Here is a 16040-nt window from a genome sequence, read left to right as displayed (position 1 = left end):
GGCCCGCGAGCAGCTGCTGGCCCTGGTGGCGGCCAAGGGCGACCACGGACTGCTGATCGCCCGCAAGCACATGGGCTGGACCTGCCAGGGATTTCCGGGGGCGCCCCAGCTGCGTCATGCCCTCATGCGCGCCCCCACCCCCGCCGATGCCCTGGAGCTCCTGGAGCGCGCCCTGGCCGATCAGGGCAGCACGCCCTAGGGCAGCACAGTGGGCCAGCCCTGGCGGATCAGCAGCAGGGAGAAGTAGGGCGAGGCTGTGGCCGCCACTTCGCGGGCTGGGGCCACCAGCGCATCCGGCCAGCCCACCCGCTGGGCGAAGAGGGCGTGCTCCAGCAACCCGCGCCGCTGCAGAAGCGGCTGCACCCAGGCCCAGCGATGGCCCAGCTTCAGCAGGGCCAGCACTTCGGCACCCGCGGCAGCGCGATCCAGCAGGACCTCCAGGGCTTCCGGCGTCTCCGGCGTGGGCCGGATCAGCAGGCCCTCCTGCTGCAGCGCCAGGGGCCAGGCACCGGCTGCGGCCGCGGCTGCCGCGGCACTGACGCCGGGAATCAGCTGCACCGGCACGGCCGGATGGCGTTGACGCAGGGCCAGCAGCACGTAGGAGCTGGAGGCAAACAGCGACACATCCCCTTCGCAGAGCAGCACCACCGATCCGCCCTGGCCAGCGGCCTCAACCGTGGCGGCCGCGAGGGTATCGGCCGCGGCGTGCCAGGCCTGCCGCAGCGGCGCCGCGGCGCTCACCATCGGGAACAGCAACGGCAACTGCCGCTGCTCTGGGGTGATCCAGGGGGCGGCGATCGTGGCGGCCATGCCACTGGCGCCGAGGCGGGCTACCGGGTAGGCCACCACAGTGGCGGCCCTGATGGCCTCCACGGCCGCCACCGTGAGCAGGCGGGGATCGCCTGGACCCACCCCCACCAGGGTGAGAGCCGCTGGGGTGTCCGGCGGCAGGCTCGACGGGGGGGACGTGGCCGGCAGCGGCACGGGCATCAGGCGATCAGCGCCGATCTTTCTAGGCTGGAGCCACGTCAATCCCTGGACCTGATCCTTGAGTCAGCTGAGCCTCTACCCCAGCACCCCTGCCCAGGGAAGCCCCATGCCGGAGCTGGTGACAGGGGATGAGCGGCTGATTCAGCGCGCCCTGGCGGAACGGGGCATCCGCTTCGAGCGCTGGCCTGCGCGCCAGGATCTGCCCGATCAGGCAGGCCAGGCGCAGATTCTCAGCCTCTATGCCGCCGAGATCGCCCGGGTTCAGCAGGGGGGCACTTACCCCACCGTGGATGCGATCCGCATCACCCCCGACCACCCGGATCGAGACTCCCTGCGCCAGAAATTCCTGCAGGAGCACACCCACAGCGAAGACGAGGTGCGCTTTTTCGTGGAAGGGCGGGGCCTGTTCTGCCTGCACCTCGGTGATGAGGTCGTGCAGATCCTCTGCGAACGCAACGACTGGATTGCCGTGCCGGCCGGCACCCGCCACTGGTTCGATATGGGGGAGGCTCCGTCGTTCTGCGCCCTGCGCTTCTTCAACAACCCGGAGGGCTGGGTGGCCCAGTTCACCGGTGACCCGATCGCCGACCGCTACCCCAGGCTGGACGAACTGGCGTGTGGAGGGTTCGAGGAAAATGATTTCGAGAGTCGCCCCATTCCCTCCGCTCGCGGTACCTGATCACTCCGTAGTCGGGTTCACTGTTCTTGTTCAGCGCTTCCCCCAGCACGATTCCGAACGTCTTCAATGGTCTTGCTTTGCAGCATCTGCGGCTTGGTCACACCTGTCCAGATCAGTCAGTTGAACGGCAACTTGTAGTATCGCTGCTCCAGAAGTAACGGCTTAGGCAATGTTGATGCTCAGCCATTCGTGCCCAAAATATATAGAAAGCAGATTGGATCAATCGACGGCTTGAAGGGCCAGTGAGAATTCGTCACTGGTTGACATCGTGCCCAGCTAGGCAGTGGATGGAGTTTGTCGGTTGACAGAATTATTGTCTGCGAACTTCTATTTGTGGGAAATAGGCATCAGGTGAATGGTGGTTAAACACAAAAAAGCCTATCGGTGATTGTCAACGATAGGCTAAAGCCATGATTTTGTCTCGAAATCCAGTCTTAGCAGGCGGGCTGATTGTCTGAGTCAAGACTGGTTTTCGCTTCGGGGTGCTGATACCCCAGGCTCATCCATCAATTTTGACCAGGACCAGGACCAGGACCAGGACCAGGACCCTTTAACCCAACCTTGGCTCCAATCTTGGCAGCGATGGCGATCGCCTGATTGTTCAGCTTGACAGATTCTCCCTGATGACTAGGGCGAGCCAGAAGGCGGAAGCCATGAAGTTTGACATGATCAAGTTGAAGAGGCTGCATCAGAACCCAGAAGAGGCTGACCAATCTTCGGACAATCTCCCTCGCTTGTCAATCAATCGATCGCTCCAAACCGTGACTGTCTCCTGATTCCAGCTGAGTTGATCCTGGCCGGATTGGACTTCCCCGTTGCGAAGAGCGTTTTCCAGTATCGAATGGATCTCCATTCGGATGGCTCACCACGTAACAGAAACTCACCAGTTGACTTCTGATTTCATGAGACTGAGTCTGGTTCCCATCGGATGTCAAAGGGGCGTTACCATAGCTCCTATCATTCTATCTGATTTGCATCTTTATTCTCGATGGAAGACTGCCGACCTGCCCAGCCCCGCGATGGCGTAGATAACTCTTGGCGGGACAGAGCACGATTACCGTTAGAGAACAAGTGGATTCCGATAGTGGTGATTGAGCCCATGCACTGCAGCATTAAACTGCCAGGGCTTTCAATTGGCCTGAAGTGGGGTTGGTTGCGTCAAGCATGACAGGGGTAATCCTTCGTGGCACGGCGCCGTCCGGGCTCCATGGCCATCTCGATGGGTTTGATCAGCCCAGCAGGCTCATCGTGCTCCAGTGGAAAGCCCCGCAGTCTCTTCTCGACCATCCTGCGAAGACGCTGGCCACCCTTGAACACTGGCTGCGAGACGCCTTCGATGTTCAGCCTACTACTCTGAAAACGAAGTCGAAGTTCAGTGCATCCAAACAAGGGGCCAGTTTGGATCGAACTGCCTGGCACATTCTTGAGCTCGGCAAGGTGCTGCTTCAGATGTTGGAAGTTCCCGTGTTCCATCCAGGAGTGATTCATCACGTTCGCAAAGATCATTCCCAGTCAGGTTTGTGGAACATTCGAGCAACCACTGCCGTTCTTGACCATTTCCCTGAGGACGTCTATTACGAGTGCTACTTTCGCGCAGCTCGCATCGTCTCTTTCATGGCAAAAACCAAGCCGGACAGCGACGAAATTGCCAAGCTTCAATCCAGGCTTAAACGTCAACATGTTGACCAGATGCAAGGGATGATTCCACGAGGAAGGTCTACATATCCCTTGCTCTCTTATGCTTATAATCACCGAATTCCGTTTCGGCATCTTGGAGAGGGGGTCTATTCGTTGGGATGGGGCTCCCAGCTCCGCAGGATTCGTGGCGGTGGTATTGATAAAGATTCAAGTATTGGGGCTATACTCAGCCACAATAAAGCTTCAACCATTCGAGTTCTGAGTGCGGCGGGTCTTCCTGTTCCTGTCCAGCGGACGATTGATTCTGAAGCAGCTGCTTTGGTTGCCGCCAGGGAGCTTGGATGGCCTGTCGTGCTCAAGCCAGCCGATCGCGATCGAGGGGAAGGCGTCACGATCAATATTCGAGAACCTGGTCAGCTGAAACGTGCCTGGCAGGAGGCACGCCATTTTTCGACCCGCTTGTTGTTGGAACGTCAGATCTCCGGCCTCTGTCATCGTCTTCATGTTTGTGATGGCCAGCTCATCAGCGCCTGGCGACGTCGACCCAAATCCGTTCGGGGTGATGGCAGCCTCACTGTGAAAGAATTGATTGACCGCGCCAATGCTGAGCAACAAGCCTTGCCTCCTTGGAAGCGGTTGAAGCCATTTCCTTGCGATGATGTTGCTGTAGGGTGTCTTGCGGCCCATGGTCTCACGCTTGATTCAGTACCTGCCAAGGATGACTGGGCTCCTCTGAGGCCTTTCAATGCACCAGCTTGGGGCGGTGTGGTGGAGGACGTCGATCAATTGATCCATCCTGACAATGTTTCTCTGGCCATTGAGGCTGCAAAACTTTTCGATCTGAGCAATGCTGGAATAGATCTGATTACAACTGATATCTCAGAACCCTGGTATCGAAACGGTGCGGCGATTAACGAGGTTAATCATTCTCCCCAGTCTCCTGATAGCCCACAGTTGCTGGAGAAAGTCTTCGCCAGCCACTTTCCCGCTAATGGACGAATTCCAATTGAGGTCTTTGTTGGCAGAAGTGCCGCCTGGGATAAGGCTTTTCAGAAACAGCAGGAGTACAACTCCTCAGGTTTTCCTTGTTGGGTGACAGATCATCAGCGCAGCGTCGATTGCTCAGGTCGCGAGCTGCACCTGATGGCGCATGGATTGTTTGATCGATGTCATGCTTTGCTTTGCCGCAAGAATGTTGGCGCCCTCATCGTGGTGGTTTCCGATCAAGACTTATTCTTGACGGGTTTGCCATTCGACCAGCCCGATCATCTTCAGATCGTGGGGGATTGGCAACCGTCGCCAAACGACCGATCATGGAAAACGTTGCTCAGTTGGATGCGGCCGAAGTTGGATTCACCCATTGTTGATGAGTCTGAGTGAGGGATGAACAGCCTGTGCTGCACTCTCCAGGAGAGCACGCCCAGTCATTGTTAGCATACCGTGCTCCTGAATAACCCCCATACCATTGTCAAAGTTGTGACGATTCTCGGCTTTGGCCTTCTGCGCTTTGGCACAACTATCAGCATCCAGGAGGTTGGATTGAAGAAGGGTGTCCATGGCAAAATACATGCGGGCTGATACCCAAGTGGCGTGAAAGATGCCATCCATCGGACGAGGGTCTCTCCTGAGTGGAGATGGGTAAAGATCCTGATCCGAGTTGGTTGTCAGCGGCTCTTCAATTGTGAAGCCATACAATAGTAAATGTGCGGCTTCGTGAACCAATACTTCCAATAGTTCTACGATGGACCTTTGTCGTTCGATATTAATGAAGAGCGCCCCCCAAAGCATGTAGCAAGAGCCTCCATCAAAAATGTACGAATCTTTGGGGTTTCCACTCACCATCACTAGCTGGGTGACGAGAGCAGCAATTTCGCCAGAAAGATCAGGGCTGACTCGGTCTAAAAGTTGCAGCGCGGCATGGAGATCATGCAGAAAGCTCGGCACTCTTTCGTGATCGGGCGGTTGGATGGAAAGCTCATCCGTGCCTCCCGTGCCCATCAATGCGGCATACATACTGAGATCAAGAGCCAGAGAGGGATCATCCAATCCGATGACCTGCATGGATTCAAGTGGCGAGTGGGAGGCCGCCAGTCGGTTCCAGATTGTTGTTGCTCCCTCTTGATCTCCTTCAGACAACTTAAGCACGAGCTGGCTATATAAGCCGAATGGAACAGGTCCAAGCCGAAGTCCTTGTTTCAGTCCATTAACCAGTCCATCAATGGAAGATGGGTCCACTTTCAGATGCTCTGCGCACACGTCTGAAAGATAGGCAAGGCTGTCTGCCAGGCTGCGCCTAAATGCGCGGTCGATATTGAGGGCTCGAGAAGCGTCAGGTAGAAAGTGAAAACACATGAATGCAGAGGCCTACAGGCGCTTTTGTACTTTAAGCGCATGTAGGCTCGGATCAACTCTATGGCTTCTAGCGTTCTTGTTTGGTGTCTGGACTTGTTGGCCTGGGAAGTGAATCCCGTTGTCAATCGGGGGATGGGGTTGGAGTTGGCCATGTCGGTCCCTTATCGCCGATCTTTGCTCCGATGGCAGAACTGAGACAGAGAGGGGAATCGGTTGGCTCGCTGGACGTCATGGCACAGCTGCGAGAAGCCAGGCGAAAGCCATGGAGTCTGGCCATGTCAAGCTGAAGGGAGCTCATGGGGAAAGTTCCAGGGTTTTCAGATTATGTGGGGAGTTGCCAGTTGGTGTCAACCTGTCCTGCTGCCTGTGACGCTTGGCCGGGCTTGAAGTCCTCTTGAATGCCTGCCGAGTGAAAGCGAATCTCAACGCTCGAAGCTGGTGTTCCGCTGAGAATCTGAGTTTCGCGGTCGGCCAGATGTTCCAGTCTTGCCACTGTCAACGGTCTTCCGAAGCGCTGTTCGCTCAGCAGCCAGTAGAGGCCGAAGTGTCTGGCTTCGCTTGCCAGCAGATCGCTGTAGAGCTCACACAGTTCAGGATCCGGAGTGTGGCTGGCGAGCAGCCCCATGCGCTCGTGGCTGCGGGCCTCAATCAGTCCGGCCACCAGGAAGCTATCGAGCATGCGTTCGGGTTCCTGCCGGCGAATTTCCTGGGCGAGAGAGGCTCCATAGGGGGGGGCCGGCAACGCCCGCAAGCTGATGCCACGCCGTTGAAGCAGGGCCAGGACACGGTCGAAGTGCTGCAATTCCTCTTGAATCAGGGGGCTCAGCACGGCGGCAAGCTCGGTGTCTGAGGGATAGCGGAACATCAGTTGCAAGGCCGCGCCGGCTGCTTTGCGCTCGCAGTGGGCATGGTCGATCAGCAGCAGATCCGGGTGGGACAGCGCTTTCTCAAGCCAGCTGTCACTGCTGGGCCTTGCCAGCCACTTCACACGGGTGAACTCCGATGGAGCGGTGACGGTCATGCTTGAGTCAGACGAAGGTGATCCACCAGCCCTTCCAGGGCGAGCCGGTAGCTGGTGTGGCCGAAACCGCAGATCACTCCAACGGCCCGATCGGCCAGGTGCGAGTGGTGGCGGAAGGGCTCTCGGGCATGGGTGTTGCTCAGGTGCAGTTCCACGAAGGGAAGGGCCACAGCGAGCAGGGCATCCCGTAAGGCGATCGAGGTATGGGTGTAAGCCCCGGCGTTGATCAGAATTCCGTCAGTGTCGTCGCGAGCGGCCTGGATCCGATCCACCAGGGCTCCCTCATGGTTGCTCTGGTAGCAGTCGAGCTCCACCCCGAGGGCGACCGCCTGATCCTGCAGGGATGCATTGATCTGCTCGAGGCTGCGGGTGCCGTAGAGGCCTGGTTCGCGGCTGCCCAGCAGGTTGAGGTTCGGGCCATGGAGCACCAGCACTCGCACCGAGAGTTCCACCACTGGATGGGACTCGATCGTATCGGGCCCGGGCGGACTGGACCGCGGCCTCCGGTGGGGGCGGCAGGCCGGCTGGTAAGTTCTTGGGGTGTGGTTCGGGTCGGTGCCCGAGTGGTTAATGGGGGCGGACTGTAAATCCGCTGGCTCTGCCTACGTTGGTTCAAATCCAACCCGGCCCATCCACCACACGCCCTTGTAGCTCAGCGGTAGAGCACTCCCTTGGTAAGGGAGAGGTCACGAGTTCAAGTCTCGTCAAGGGCTTTGATGTTTCGTTTCCCGAAAGACGGACGAAGTTGTTTTTCTGACCTGTTCAGACGGGTATCGCTGTTTTTAGATCAGGCCACCTGGGAGTGGTGGCAGAGTTCGCCATAGAGCTGTTCCAGGCTGTCGATGTTGGCGGCCAGGGTGTAGCGCTCCATGGCCCGCACCCGGGCCCGGCGCCCCAGCTCCTGGGTCAGCACGGGCTGATCCCGCAGCACCGGCAACAGGGTACGCAGCTGGGTGGTGACGCCCTGGGTGCTGATCACGATGCCGGCGCCCTCCGCCAGCACCTCGCCATCGGCGCCGGCATCGGTGGCCACGCAGGCCGTGCCGCTGGCCATGGCCTCCAGCAAGGCCAGGGAGAGGCCCTCCACCAGGGAGGGCAGCAGAAACACCTCCGCCAGCTGCTGCAGGGCCACCCGGCGCTCCAGGCTGGGCTCGAAACCCCACCACACCACATCAGGGTCACTGCTGCTGCCCTGCAGAGCAGCCCGCACGGGACCATCCCCCACGATCACCAGCACGCAGCCGCGGGGCCGCACGAGGCGCCAGGCCCGCAGCAGAGCCTCGACGTTCTTCTCGGTGGCCACCCGGCCCATGTAGAGGAAGACACGGCGGCCGGCGAAGCGTTGTTGCAGGGCCGCCAGCTCCGGACTCGGTGACACCGAAGCAGGCCGCCACGTGGCCGTGTCGACGCCATTGGGAATCACGGCCAGCCGTTCGCGCCGCACCCCCAGCCGGATCAGCACCTCGGCCTGCAGCTCCGAGAACACGATCACCCGGTCGTAGCGGGCCAGCGACGGGGCATACAGCTGATAGGTGAGCTGCTGCGTGCCTCCGGCCAGATTGCGCAGGCTGGCGTCAAAGGCGGGATGGAAGGTGGCCACCAGCGGCAGATCCAGCTGCTGGCAGAGATCGGGCAGCAGGAAATCCAGCGGCGAGAGGGTGAGACTGGCGTGCACCACGTCGGGACGCAGGCGCTCCAGGGATTCCCGCAGGGCTCGCTGAGCCCCCAGCGAGGGGATGGTGTACACCTGCGACTTCATCAGGTAGGGCAGAGCGACCTCCGGGTTCTCCTCTGCCAGGGTCACCGTCGGGTTGGTCTGGACCAGGGCAACGTTTCCCCCCCCGCCTGTCGCCGGCCCGCCTGACTGCAGCGCGGCGCTTGCCTTGCGCGCCCTCTCATTGGCCATGCGGTTGCGGGAAGCACTGCCGAACTCAGGCAGGCTCAGGCCCGTGGCCGGGGTGTCGAAGTGGATGAAGCTGATGCCATGCCCCCGCTGCCGCAGGGCATAGGTGGTGGTGAGCCCGTAGGTGACGTTGCCGCAGAACGGTGATTTCTTGCCAAGCCAGGCAATATGTGCCACCGATCACCTGCAACAGCAGGGGTTGACGCTAGCAGCGTTCATCGGGCTGCCTCAGGGCTCGGCTGCCAGGGGGCGCTCAGGCTCAGCGGCCTTCGGCGCGCCAGGGCTGCTCCACCACGGCGGCCAGCAGGGCGATGGCGGCCAGTCCCCACAGCACCGGCAGCAGGCCGTAGCGACTCACCACCGTGCCCGCCAGGACCAGGGGCAGGCTCAGGGCGATGTTGATCAGGTTGTTCTGCAGACCGAACACCTTGCCCCGTTGGGCCTCGGGTGTGTCCTCCTGGATCGTGGTCTGGGCGGGGATCGCCAGCAGCGCCGCGCCCACCCCCAGCAGGCCACAGAGCAGCAGGGTGAAGACCAGGCTGCCGCGCAGCTGGCCCAGCAGCACCAGGCACCAGGCGATCGTGCCCAGGCCGGTGGAGGCCAGCACCCGCCGGTTGATCCCATGGCCCAGCTGCGCCATGGCCAGGGCCCCTACCGCCAGGCCCACGCCGCTCATGGCCAGCAGAACACCGAACCGGGTGGGGCCCAGCCCCTCCACCCCCGAGGCCAGGCTGATGGCCAGCACGTAGAGGGCCGCCAGCAAGCTGTAGAGCAGCACCAGATGCACCATGGCGGTGCGCACACTCGGTCGGGCCCGCAGCACCTGCAGGCCATCGCCGATTTCCTGCCACACCGTGGTCTGTCGATCCAGCTGGGGTTTCTCCTGCAGCTGGATGGTGCTGATCGCCACCGCCGCCAGCCCGTAGCACAGAGGCAGCAGCAGAAATTCCCCCCCCCGAATGCCGAACTGGGCCAGGCCGCTGCGCAGCAGCCGCAGGATCGGATCGCCGAGGGCAAAGCCCAGGATCGTGGCGGCCATGCTGGTGGCCTGATACAGGGAATTGGCCGCCAGCAGCAGCGGGCCGGGCACCAGCAGCGGGATCACGGCCTGTTCCGCCGGCGCGAAGAACTGGGTCAGCACCGATTCCAGGAAGGTCATGGCCACCAGCCCCCAGTACCCCCAGCTGAGGCCGAACCAGACCGGCCCGGGGATCAGGCAGAGCGGCGCCAGCAGCACCAGGGCGGCCCGAAGGCCGTTGGAGGCCACCATCACCCGCCGTTTCGGCCAGCGATCCGCCCAGACACCGGCCACGGTGCCCAGCACCATGGCCGGAATCGTGTTGGCCACGTAGATGCCGGTGGCCAGCAGGGTGATCACCTGGGCGCGGGTCTCCACGTCCATGCGCATCACCGCCGCGGCCTCCGCCAGCGCCGGATTGGTGCCGGGGGTGTCCGTGACCCAGTACTGGGCGATCAGGAACACCATCAGCACGATGTAGAACTTGTCGGCCAGCTGCGAAAAGACCTGGCCGATCCACAGGCGCCGGAAGCCCGGCAGCGCCAGCACGGCCTGCAGTCCGGTGGCGCGGCCGCCAGCTCCTGGAACGTTGGGGGCGCTCACGCTGGCGCTGCGGGTCGTGTCATGCGGCTTCATGTTGCCCCAGGGCCGTCTGGCCCGTCCCGACGCAGCAGGCGCCAGGCCCGCGGTCGGCGGCTGAGGTGTTCGCCGCACCAGATCTCCAGCAGCGCCAGCAGGTGCAGCCACACCGGCTCGGGGCCGAGCAGGCTTCCATCGCGGCGGCGGGGCAGCTGGGGCCGGGGCAGACGCTGCAGCAGGGCGACTTCCGAAGCATTGAGCACCACCCGGGCGCCCGGCAGCGCCCCCACCACCAGGCCTTCAGCCGGCAGCAGGCTGCAGCGCCACTCCCAGTTGCCCACGGGCGGTTGCAAGGCTGCACCGCTGCGGGCGCAGTGCTGCAGGGGCAGGCCGTAGCCCCCCAGGGCCAGCAGATGGACACTGCCCTGCACCGCGATGGCCAGAGCCTCGGGATTGGGGGAGTGCTGCCGCACCACCTCTTCCAGACGGCCCAGCTGCATCAGCAGATCCCCCAGCAGACCGGGCACCGGCAGGTGGTCAGGCACCAGCAGGGAGGCCAGCTCCAGCAGCGACTGGGCGGCGGCCAGGGTCTCGAGCCGTTCCCCCAGCAGGGTGTAGTTGTGGAGCACCTGCAGCTGCCGCACCCGCTGCAGCCCCCGGCCGCCGCTCACCTGCAGGGTCAGGTGGGCCAGGGGAACCGCGGCCGCCAGCCGACTGCGGGGCCGACGGGCACCGGGCACCGCCAGCCGGCAGAGGCCCTCCTCCTCACTGACCAGGGTCAGCAGGCGATCGTGTTCGCCCAGGGGGCGGGCACTCAGGGCCAGACCCTCAAGACGGCGATCCGGCACGCTGCGCCTGCATCAGGGCCACGCCACGGCTCGTTCCCAGGCGGGCGGCACCGGCCTCCACCAGGGCCAGGGCCTGCTCCAGATCCGTGATGCCACCGGAGGCCTTCACCGCGGCCCGGCCGCGGGCCAGCTCCCTCAGCCGACCCACCTGCTCTGTGGTCACAGGCGGACCGAAGCCACTGCCGGTCTTGAGGAAGAGGGCACCGGCATCCAGACTCACCTCCACCAGCAGCTCCAGCACCTCCGGCTCCAGTCGGCCCACCTCAAGAATCACCTTGATCGGCAGGCCCAGCTCCGCGATCGCGGCCAGATCATCGTGCAGGCTGCCGGTGTCCCTGTCGATCAGGGCACCGAAATCGGGAACCACATCCAGTTCATCGGCCCCTCCGGCGGCCGCGGCTTCCGCCTCGGCGCGCTTGATGGCCGCTGGCACGGCACCGAAGGGAAAGCCCACCACAGAGATCAGCTTCACCGGCCCTCCGATCGGCAGGTGCTCGCGGGCCGCCGCCACCCAGCGTGAGGCCAGGCAGACGCCGGCAAAGCCGAAATGGCGCGCTTCCTCGCAGCAGCGCTGCACTGCAGCCACGCCCTGCAACGGGTCGAGCAGGGCGTGGTCGATCAGGGGAGCAAGGTCGGGCTGCTCGCGCAGGCTGGAGCGATCGCGGGCCATGGCCGATTACACCGGTGGAACGACCGGCAGATGCCGGCCGTGGGTTCGCTCAGGTGGGGGGTTGCTCAGCTCAGGGCCGATCAGGCGTCTCTGGGCTGAATCACACCAAAGCCGCCGTGGTTGCGGCGATAGACCACCTGAATCTGGCCATCGTCGGCATCGCGGAACACGTAGAAGTCGTGGTCGATCATCTCCAGCTGATGCAGGGCATCGTCCAGCTTCATCGGCGGCATGGCGAAGTACTTGCGCCGCACAGCGGGAGCAGGCAGCTCCGGTTCCCGGCCTTCGGTGAGGGAGTGATCGACCGAGAGCTCGCCCACGATCTCTTCGGTGCCGGGGGTGGTGCTGGCCCGGTGACCGGAGCTGTGGTGATGGTCATGCTGCCGGTCCATGAACCGATGCAGCTGGCGACTCAGCTTGCTGGCCACCAGATCGATGCTGGCATAGAGGTTTTCGCTGCGCTCCTGGGCGCGGATCACCGTGCCGTTGGCATACATCGTCACCTCGGCGGTCTGCTGGGGGACGCGCGGGTTGCGGGCAACGGACAGATGCACGTCCGCCTCCTTCACCATTCCCTCAAAGTGGTTGATGGCGCGGGTCAGCTTGGCTTCGGTGTATTCCCGGATGGCCGGGGTGACATCAAGATTGCGGCCATGAATCAGGAGTTTCATGAGCTTGGACCGCCTCCGGTTTCTCGGCTTGCTCCAACGCTACGAAAGCCAGTGCCCCAGATCCGGAACGACGCAATCCTTTTTGAAACCGCCGCTGCAACGGCCGATCTGGTGCCGTTTCTGCAGGCTTGGCAATGGCAGCAGCAACTGCAGGCCCGCCTGCTGCAGGATCCCGACGGCCCCGATGCCGTGCTGCTGGTGCAGCATCTCCCCTGCTACACCCTCGGCCGCGGCGCCGATCCGGCCTTCCTGCGGTTCGACCCGGCCGATCCGCCCCTGCCCACCTATCGCATCGATCGGGGCGGTGAGGTGACCCACCATGCGCCCGGCCAGCTGGTGCTCTATCCGGTGCTCAACCTGCAGCGCCACGGGGCCGATCTGCACCAGTACCTGCGGCAGCTGGAGGAGGTGGTGCTCCGGGTGCTGGCCCTCCTGGGATTGCGGGGCGAACGGCTGGAGGGGCTCACGGGGGTGTGGCTGGACGGGCGCAAGGTGGCGGCGATCGGAGTGGGGGCCCGGCGCTGGATCAGCCAGCACGGCCTGGCCCTGAATGTGGACGGGCCCCTGGAGGGGTACGGGGCGATCGTGCCCTGCGGCCTGAGCGATCGACCGGTGGGGCGCCTGTGCGACTGGATTCCCCAGCTCACGGTCGCCGCGGTGCAACCCCTGCTGATCGCGGCCTTTGCCGAGGTGTTCGATCTGCAGCTGCGGCCTCCACTCCCGGCAGAAGCGCTGCAGGGGTGGTAATCGTGGGCGCCAACGCCCGTCGTTTCCACCATGGTTGCGCCCGCCGAGATCCACTGGAGCGGCAGTGAACAGGACCGGCAGGCCCTGGAATCCCGCACCGACTGGAGCCATCTGCGCGGCCTCGAGGAGCTGTGGCCGGCCCTCGACTCTCTGTATGGCGAGGCCCTGGCCCTGGAGGCCCCCCACGCCGATCCCGCTGAAAGCCTGAGCTATCGCCAGCTGCGCCGCGGCATCGAGACGGCGGCCGCTGGCTTTGCCGCCCTGGGGGTGAAACCCGGCGATGTGGTGGCGCTGTTTGCGGAGAACGGCCCCCGCTGGCTCCTGGCCGATCAGGGGCTGATGCGCGCCGGCGCTGCCGATGCGGTGCGCGGCAGCTCGGCGCCAGCCGAAGAGCTGCGCTACATCCTCGACGACTGCGGTGCCAAGGGATTGGTGGTGGAGTCGGCAGCGCTGCTGCAGAGCCTCGATCTCGGCCCGGAACGACTGGCCAGGCTGCGCTTTGTGGTGCTGCTCTGTGGCAAAGCCTCCAGCAACCAGGCCCTTGATGACCAAGCGCACGGCGGTGCGGCCGGCGATGGGGCGCCGCCCTGTCTGTCCTGGGAGGACTTTCTGGATCGCGGAGCCCAGGCGCCGCCCCCAACACCCCCGGCCGGGGGCGAACAGCGTCTCGCCACCCTCCTCTACACCTCGGGCACTACCGGCCAGCCCAAGGGGGTGCCGCTCAGCCACGCCAATCTGCTGCATCAGCTGCGCCACCTCGGGGTGGCGGTGGCCCCCAGCCCCGGCGATCGGGTGCTGAGTGTGCTGCCGATCTGGCATGCCTACGAGCGCAGCGCCGAATACTTCCTGCTCTCCTGCGGCTGCCGCCAGACCTACACAACCCTGCGCCATCTGCGCCAGGACCTGCAGGTGGTGCGGCCCCAGTACCTGATCAGCGTGCCGCGCCTCTGGGAGGCCCTCCTGTCTGGGTTTGAGGATGCCCTTGCTGCCATGCCCGCCTCACGCCGGCGCCTGCTGAACCTGGCCCTGGCGAACGGCCGCCGCTACTGCCTCTGTCGCCGTCAGGCGCTCGATCGCACCCTGGAACCCGAGCCGCCGCTGCGCCGCGTGAGCGCCGCCCTGGAGGTCGGGCTGCGCTGGCCCCTGCAGCGGCTGGCGGACACCCTGTTCTGGCCGAAGGTGCGCCAGCAGCTGGCCGGCGGACAGCTCCGCACCGCCATCAGTGGCGGCGGTGCTCTGGCTCTGCATGTGGATGGCTTCTTCGAGGTGATCGGAATCGAGCTGCTGGTGGGTTACGGCCTCACCGAGACCAGTCCGGTGCTCACCTGCCGGCGACCCTGGCTCAACCGCCGCGGCAGCTCCGGCCAGCCCCTGCCTGGAACGGCCCTGCGGATCGTCGATCCCGAGAGCGGCGCCCTGCTGCGCCTCGGCGAACGCGGCCGGGTGCTGGCCCGCGGGCCGCAGGTGATGGGCGGCTACTTCGGCAAACCGGACGCCACCGCCCAGGTGCTCGATGCCGAGGGCTGGTTCGATACCGGCGATCTGGGGCGGTTGCTGGCCGATGGCTGTCTGGTGCTCACCGGCCGCGCCAAGGACACGATCGTGCTCAGCAGCGGCGAGAACATCGAACCCGGCCCCCTGGAGGAGGCCCTGGTGGAGAGTGCGCTGGTGGAGCAGGTGATGCTGGTGGGACAGGATCGTCGCCAGCTGGGGGCCCTGGTGGTTCCGCGCCGGGAGGCCCTGGCCGCCTTTGCCGCGGCGGCGGGCCTGCCCCCGCTCAACCTGGATCCGGACACCCCACTGGAGCCGGTCGATCCAGCGCTGCTGCGGGCTCTCAAGAGTGAGTTCAACCGAGTTCTGGCGGCGCGGCCAGGCTCAAGGCCCGATGAGCGCCTGGCGGGGGTGGCACTGGTGGCCCCCTTCACGCTCGACAACGGCCTGCTCACCCAGACCCTCAAACAACGGCGCGACCGCATCGCGGCCCGCGATGGCGCGGCGATCGAGGCGATCTACGCAGGCTGACGTCGCGAGCCCAGCCGCTCAGCCTGCGGCCTAACAGTGCGGCGAACCGGCGTTGACCTTGGATGCCGGGGCTGAGAGGGTGGACGCTGCTTTTGCTCGCCCATGGCCAACGGCCCCAGCCTCTCGATCAAGCGCACGATCACGGTGCGCGCCGTGGTCACGCCCCGCTGGAAGGAGGACGCCGAGCGCGAGCTCAGCAACGCCGTGCAGATGAGCGATCAGCAGCTGGCCCAGCTGGAGCAGGAAGGCCAGCAGCTGATCGATGAGATCCGCCGCCAGAGCCTCAATCCGCTCGATCCCCGCGTCCAGGAGCAGGTGGGCTCGGTGCAGCAGCAGGTGGGGCAGAAACGGGCGGAACTGGAAGAACAGAAGCGCCAGATCCTGGAGCAGCAGCGCCAGGTGCGTGACCTGGAGATGGAGCAGATCGTCGAGCAGGGCCAGCTCGAAAGCTTCTGTGATGTGCAGGTGGGCGACAACCTGGTGGAACGTCTGCAGGCCTCCGTGCTGGTGCGCGATGGCGTGATCGAGGCCATCGAAGGCGTCTGAACCGCTGGCTCCCCGCGCGACTCGTAAAATCCGCGAAACGCGCGGCGGACTTTGGCCACCCACGACATCTTCATGCCTGCCCTCAGCTCCACCATGACGGAGGGCAAGATCGTGGAGTGGCTCAAGAAACCCGGTGATCGGGTCGAGCGCGGCGAGTCGGTGCTCGTGGTCGAGTCCGACAAGGCGGACATGGACGTGGAATCCTTCAACGAAGGCTTCCTGGCCGCCGTGCTGATGCCAGCGGGTGGCACAGCGCCGGTGGGCGAGACCATCGGCCTGATCGTGGAATCCGAGGCGGAGATCGCGGAAGCGGCAGCGAAGGCTCCTGCCGCTCCCGCCGCAGCAGCGGCGCCCGC

At 64.1% G+C, this 16040-nt stretch carries 15 protein-coding genes, 2 tRNA genes and 1 pseudogene; 9 read left to right on the top strand and 9 right to left on the bottom strand.

The genetic code is table 11. The features are described from left to right. A pseudogene (locus tag VB716_RS05440) lies at positions 1 to 199 on the top strand (tRNA dihydrouridine synthase DusB); the annotation flags it as partial. Here VB716_RS05440 and VB716_RS05435 read toward each other — a convergent pair. After that, positions 196 to 918, bottom strand: a complete 723-nt coding sequence (locus tag VB716_RS05435; RefSeq protein ID WP_231605628.1) for a precorrin-2 C(20)-methyltransferase — start codon at positions 916 to 918, stop codon at positions 196 to 198. The pseudogene VB716_RS05440 and the gene VB716_RS05435 sit on opposite strands and share 4 nt — an antisense overlap. A 130-nt stretch (positions 919 to 1048) precedes the next feature. On the opposite strand from VB716_RS05435, the gene VB716_RS05430 reads away from it, so the two are divergent. Both VB716_RS05430 and VB716_RS05425 read left to right on the top strand, forming a co-directional pair. After that, complete coding sequence (locus tag VB716_RS05430) at positions 1049 to 1669, top strand: acireductone dioxygenase (protein ID WP_322757248.1); 621 nt, start codon at positions 1049 to 1051, stop codon at positions 1667 to 1669. A 1248-nt stretch (positions 1670 to 2917) separates the two neighbouring features. Next, positions 2918 to 4687, top strand: coding sequence for a hypothetical protein (locus tag VB716_RS05425; RefSeq protein WP_323269952.1), 1770 nt, complete (start codon positions 2918 to 2920; stop codon positions 4685 to 4687). Here the strand turns inward: VB716_RS05425 and VB716_RS05420 are convergent. The 3 genes from VB716_RS05420 to aroQ form a co-directional block, all read right to left on the bottom strand. Further along, entirely contained in the window at positions 4661 to 5659 is a 999-nt protein-coding gene (locus VB716_RS05420; RefSeq protein ID WP_323269951.1) for an aKG-HExxH-type peptide beta-hydroxylase, read from the bottom strand. The two genes, VB716_RS05425 and VB716_RS05420, sit on opposite strands and share 27 nt — an antisense overlap. A gap of 322 nt (positions 5660 to 5981) precedes the next feature. Further along, positions 5982 to 6680 carry a tRNA-(ms[2]io[6]A)-hydroxylase gene (locus tag VB716_RS05415; RefSeq protein ID WP_197169914.1) on the bottom strand — a complete coding sequence of 233 codons (699 nt, stop codon included), beginning with the start codon at positions 6678 to 6680 and terminating at the stop codon, positions 5982 to 5984. Further along, the gene (gene aroQ, locus VB716_RS05410) at positions 6677 to 7120 is read right to left on the bottom strand and encodes a type II 3-dehydroquinate dehydratase (RefSeq protein WP_197154497.1); all 444 of its coding nucleotides are present in this window, start codon (positions 7118 to 7120) and stop codon (positions 6677 to 6679) included. Before aroQ ends, VB716_RS05415 begins: the two co-directional genes overlap by 4 nt. A gap of 109 nt (positions 7121 to 7229) precedes the next feature. Here aroQ and VB716_RS05405 point away from each other — a divergent pair. Together VB716_RS05405 and VB716_RS05400 are read left to right on the top strand one after the other, a co-directional pair. Next, positions 7230 to 7311, top strand: a tRNA-Tyr gene (locus VB716_RS05405). 10 nt (positions 7312 to 7321) lie between these two features. Next, positions 7322 to 7393 (top strand) — tRNA-Thr (locus VB716_RS05400). Between the two features lie 74 nt (positions 7394 to 7467). Here VB716_RS05400 and VB716_RS05395 read toward each other — a convergent pair. The 5 genes from VB716_RS05395 to hpf form a co-directional block, all read right to left on the bottom strand. Then, positions 7468 to 8760: a glycosyltransferase family 4 protein gene (locus VB716_RS05395; RefSeq protein WP_231597828.1), complete on the bottom strand. Its 1293-nt coding sequence runs from the start codon at positions 8758 to 8760 to the stop codon at positions 7468 to 7470. A gap of 82 nt (positions 8761 to 8842) precedes the next feature. Then, a complete protein-coding gene (locus VB716_RS05390) occupies positions 8843 to 10237 on the bottom strand; it encodes an MFS transporter (protein ID WP_197169915.1) in 1395 nt (464 codons plus the stop codon). Continuing rightward, positions 10234 to 11028, bottom strand: a complete 795-nt coding sequence (gene recO, locus VB716_RS05385) for a DNA repair protein RecO (RefSeq protein ID WP_323269949.1) — start codon at positions 11026 to 11028, stop codon at positions 10234 to 10236. The genes VB716_RS05390 and recO overlap by 4 nt, the downstream gene beginning before the upstream one ends. Beyond that, on the bottom strand, positions 11009 to 11698 hold the full coding sequence (gene deoC / locus VB716_RS05380; protein WP_323269948.1) for a deoxyribose-phosphate aldolase: 690 nt from the start codon (positions 11696 to 11698) through the stop codon (positions 11009 to 11011). Before deoC ends, recO begins: the two co-directional genes overlap by 20 nt. An 80-nt stretch (positions 11699 to 11778) precedes the next feature. Further along, positions 11779 to 12369, bottom strand: coding sequence for a ribosome hibernation-promoting factor, HPF/YfiA family (gene hpf / locus VB716_RS05375; RefSeq protein WP_197154518.1), 591 nt, complete (start codon positions 12367 to 12369; stop codon positions 11779 to 11781). A gap of 51 nt (positions 12370 to 12420) precedes the next feature. Between hpf and lipB the strand changes: the two genes are divergently transcribed. The 4 genes from lipB to VB716_RS05355 form a co-directional block, all read left to right on the top strand. Continuing rightward, on the top strand, positions 12421 to 13116 hold the full coding sequence (lipB, locus tag VB716_RS05370) for a lipoyl(octanoyl) transferase LipB (protein ID WP_323249970.1): 696 nt from the start codon (positions 12421 to 12423) through the stop codon (positions 13114 to 13116). 30 nt (positions 13117 to 13146) lie between these two features. Continuing rightward, on the top strand, positions 13147 to 15138 hold the full coding sequence (locus tag VB716_RS05365; protein WP_323269947.1) for an AMP-binding protein: 1992 nt from the start codon (positions 13147 to 13149) through the stop codon (positions 15136 to 15138). Positions 15139 to 15240: 102 nt separating this feature from the next. Further along, on the top strand, positions 15241 to 15684 hold the full coding sequence (locus tag VB716_RS05360; protein WP_197154524.1) for a YlqD family protein: 444 nt from the start codon (positions 15241 to 15243) through the stop codon (positions 15682 to 15684). 51 nt (positions 15685 to 15735) lie between these two features. Then, positions 15736 to 16040 (top strand): biotin/lipoyl-containing protein (locus tag VB716_RS05355; RefSeq protein WP_323269946.1); only part of this gene is annotated, 305 nt, incomplete at its 3' end.

The organism is Synechococcus sp. CCY9201 (assembly GCF_034931105.1).
Lineage (GTDB): Bacteria > Cyanobacteriota > Cyanobacteriia > PCC-6307 > Cyanobiaceae > CBW1002.
Note: the sequence above shows the minus strand (reverse complement) of the source record. Positions and strands in the feature narration are given on the sequence as shown.

Excerpts from the sequence above, each read along its gene's own strand:
- VB716_RS05420 (WP_323269951.1), bottom strand. The coding sequence starts at position 5,659 with ATGTGTTTTCACTTTCTACCTGACGCTTCTCGAGCCCTCAATATCGAC.
- VB716_RS05365 (WP_323269947.1), top strand. The coding sequence starts at position 13,147 with ATGGTTGCGCCCGCCGAGATCCACTGGAGCGGCAGTGAACAGGACCGG.
- VB716_RS05415 (WP_197169914.1), bottom strand. The coding sequence starts at position 6,680 with ATGACCGTCACCGCTCCATCGGAGTTCACCCGTGTGAAGTGGCTGGCA.
- VB716_RS05360 (WP_197154524.1), top strand. The coding sequence starts at position 15,241 with ATGGCCAACGGCCCCAGCCTCTCGATCAAGCGCACGATCACGGTGCGC.
- hpf (WP_197154518.1), bottom strand. The coding sequence starts at position 12,369 with ATGAAACTCCTGATTCATGGCCGCAATCTTGATGTCACCCCGGCCATC.
- deoC (WP_323269948.1), bottom strand. The coding sequence starts at position 11,698 with ATGGCCCGCGATCGCTCCAGCCTGCGCGAGCAGCCCGACCTTGCTCCC.
- VB716_RS05390 (WP_197169915.1), bottom strand. The coding sequence starts at position 10,237 with ATGAAGCCGCATGACACGACCCGCAGCGCCAGCGTGAGCGCCCCCAAC.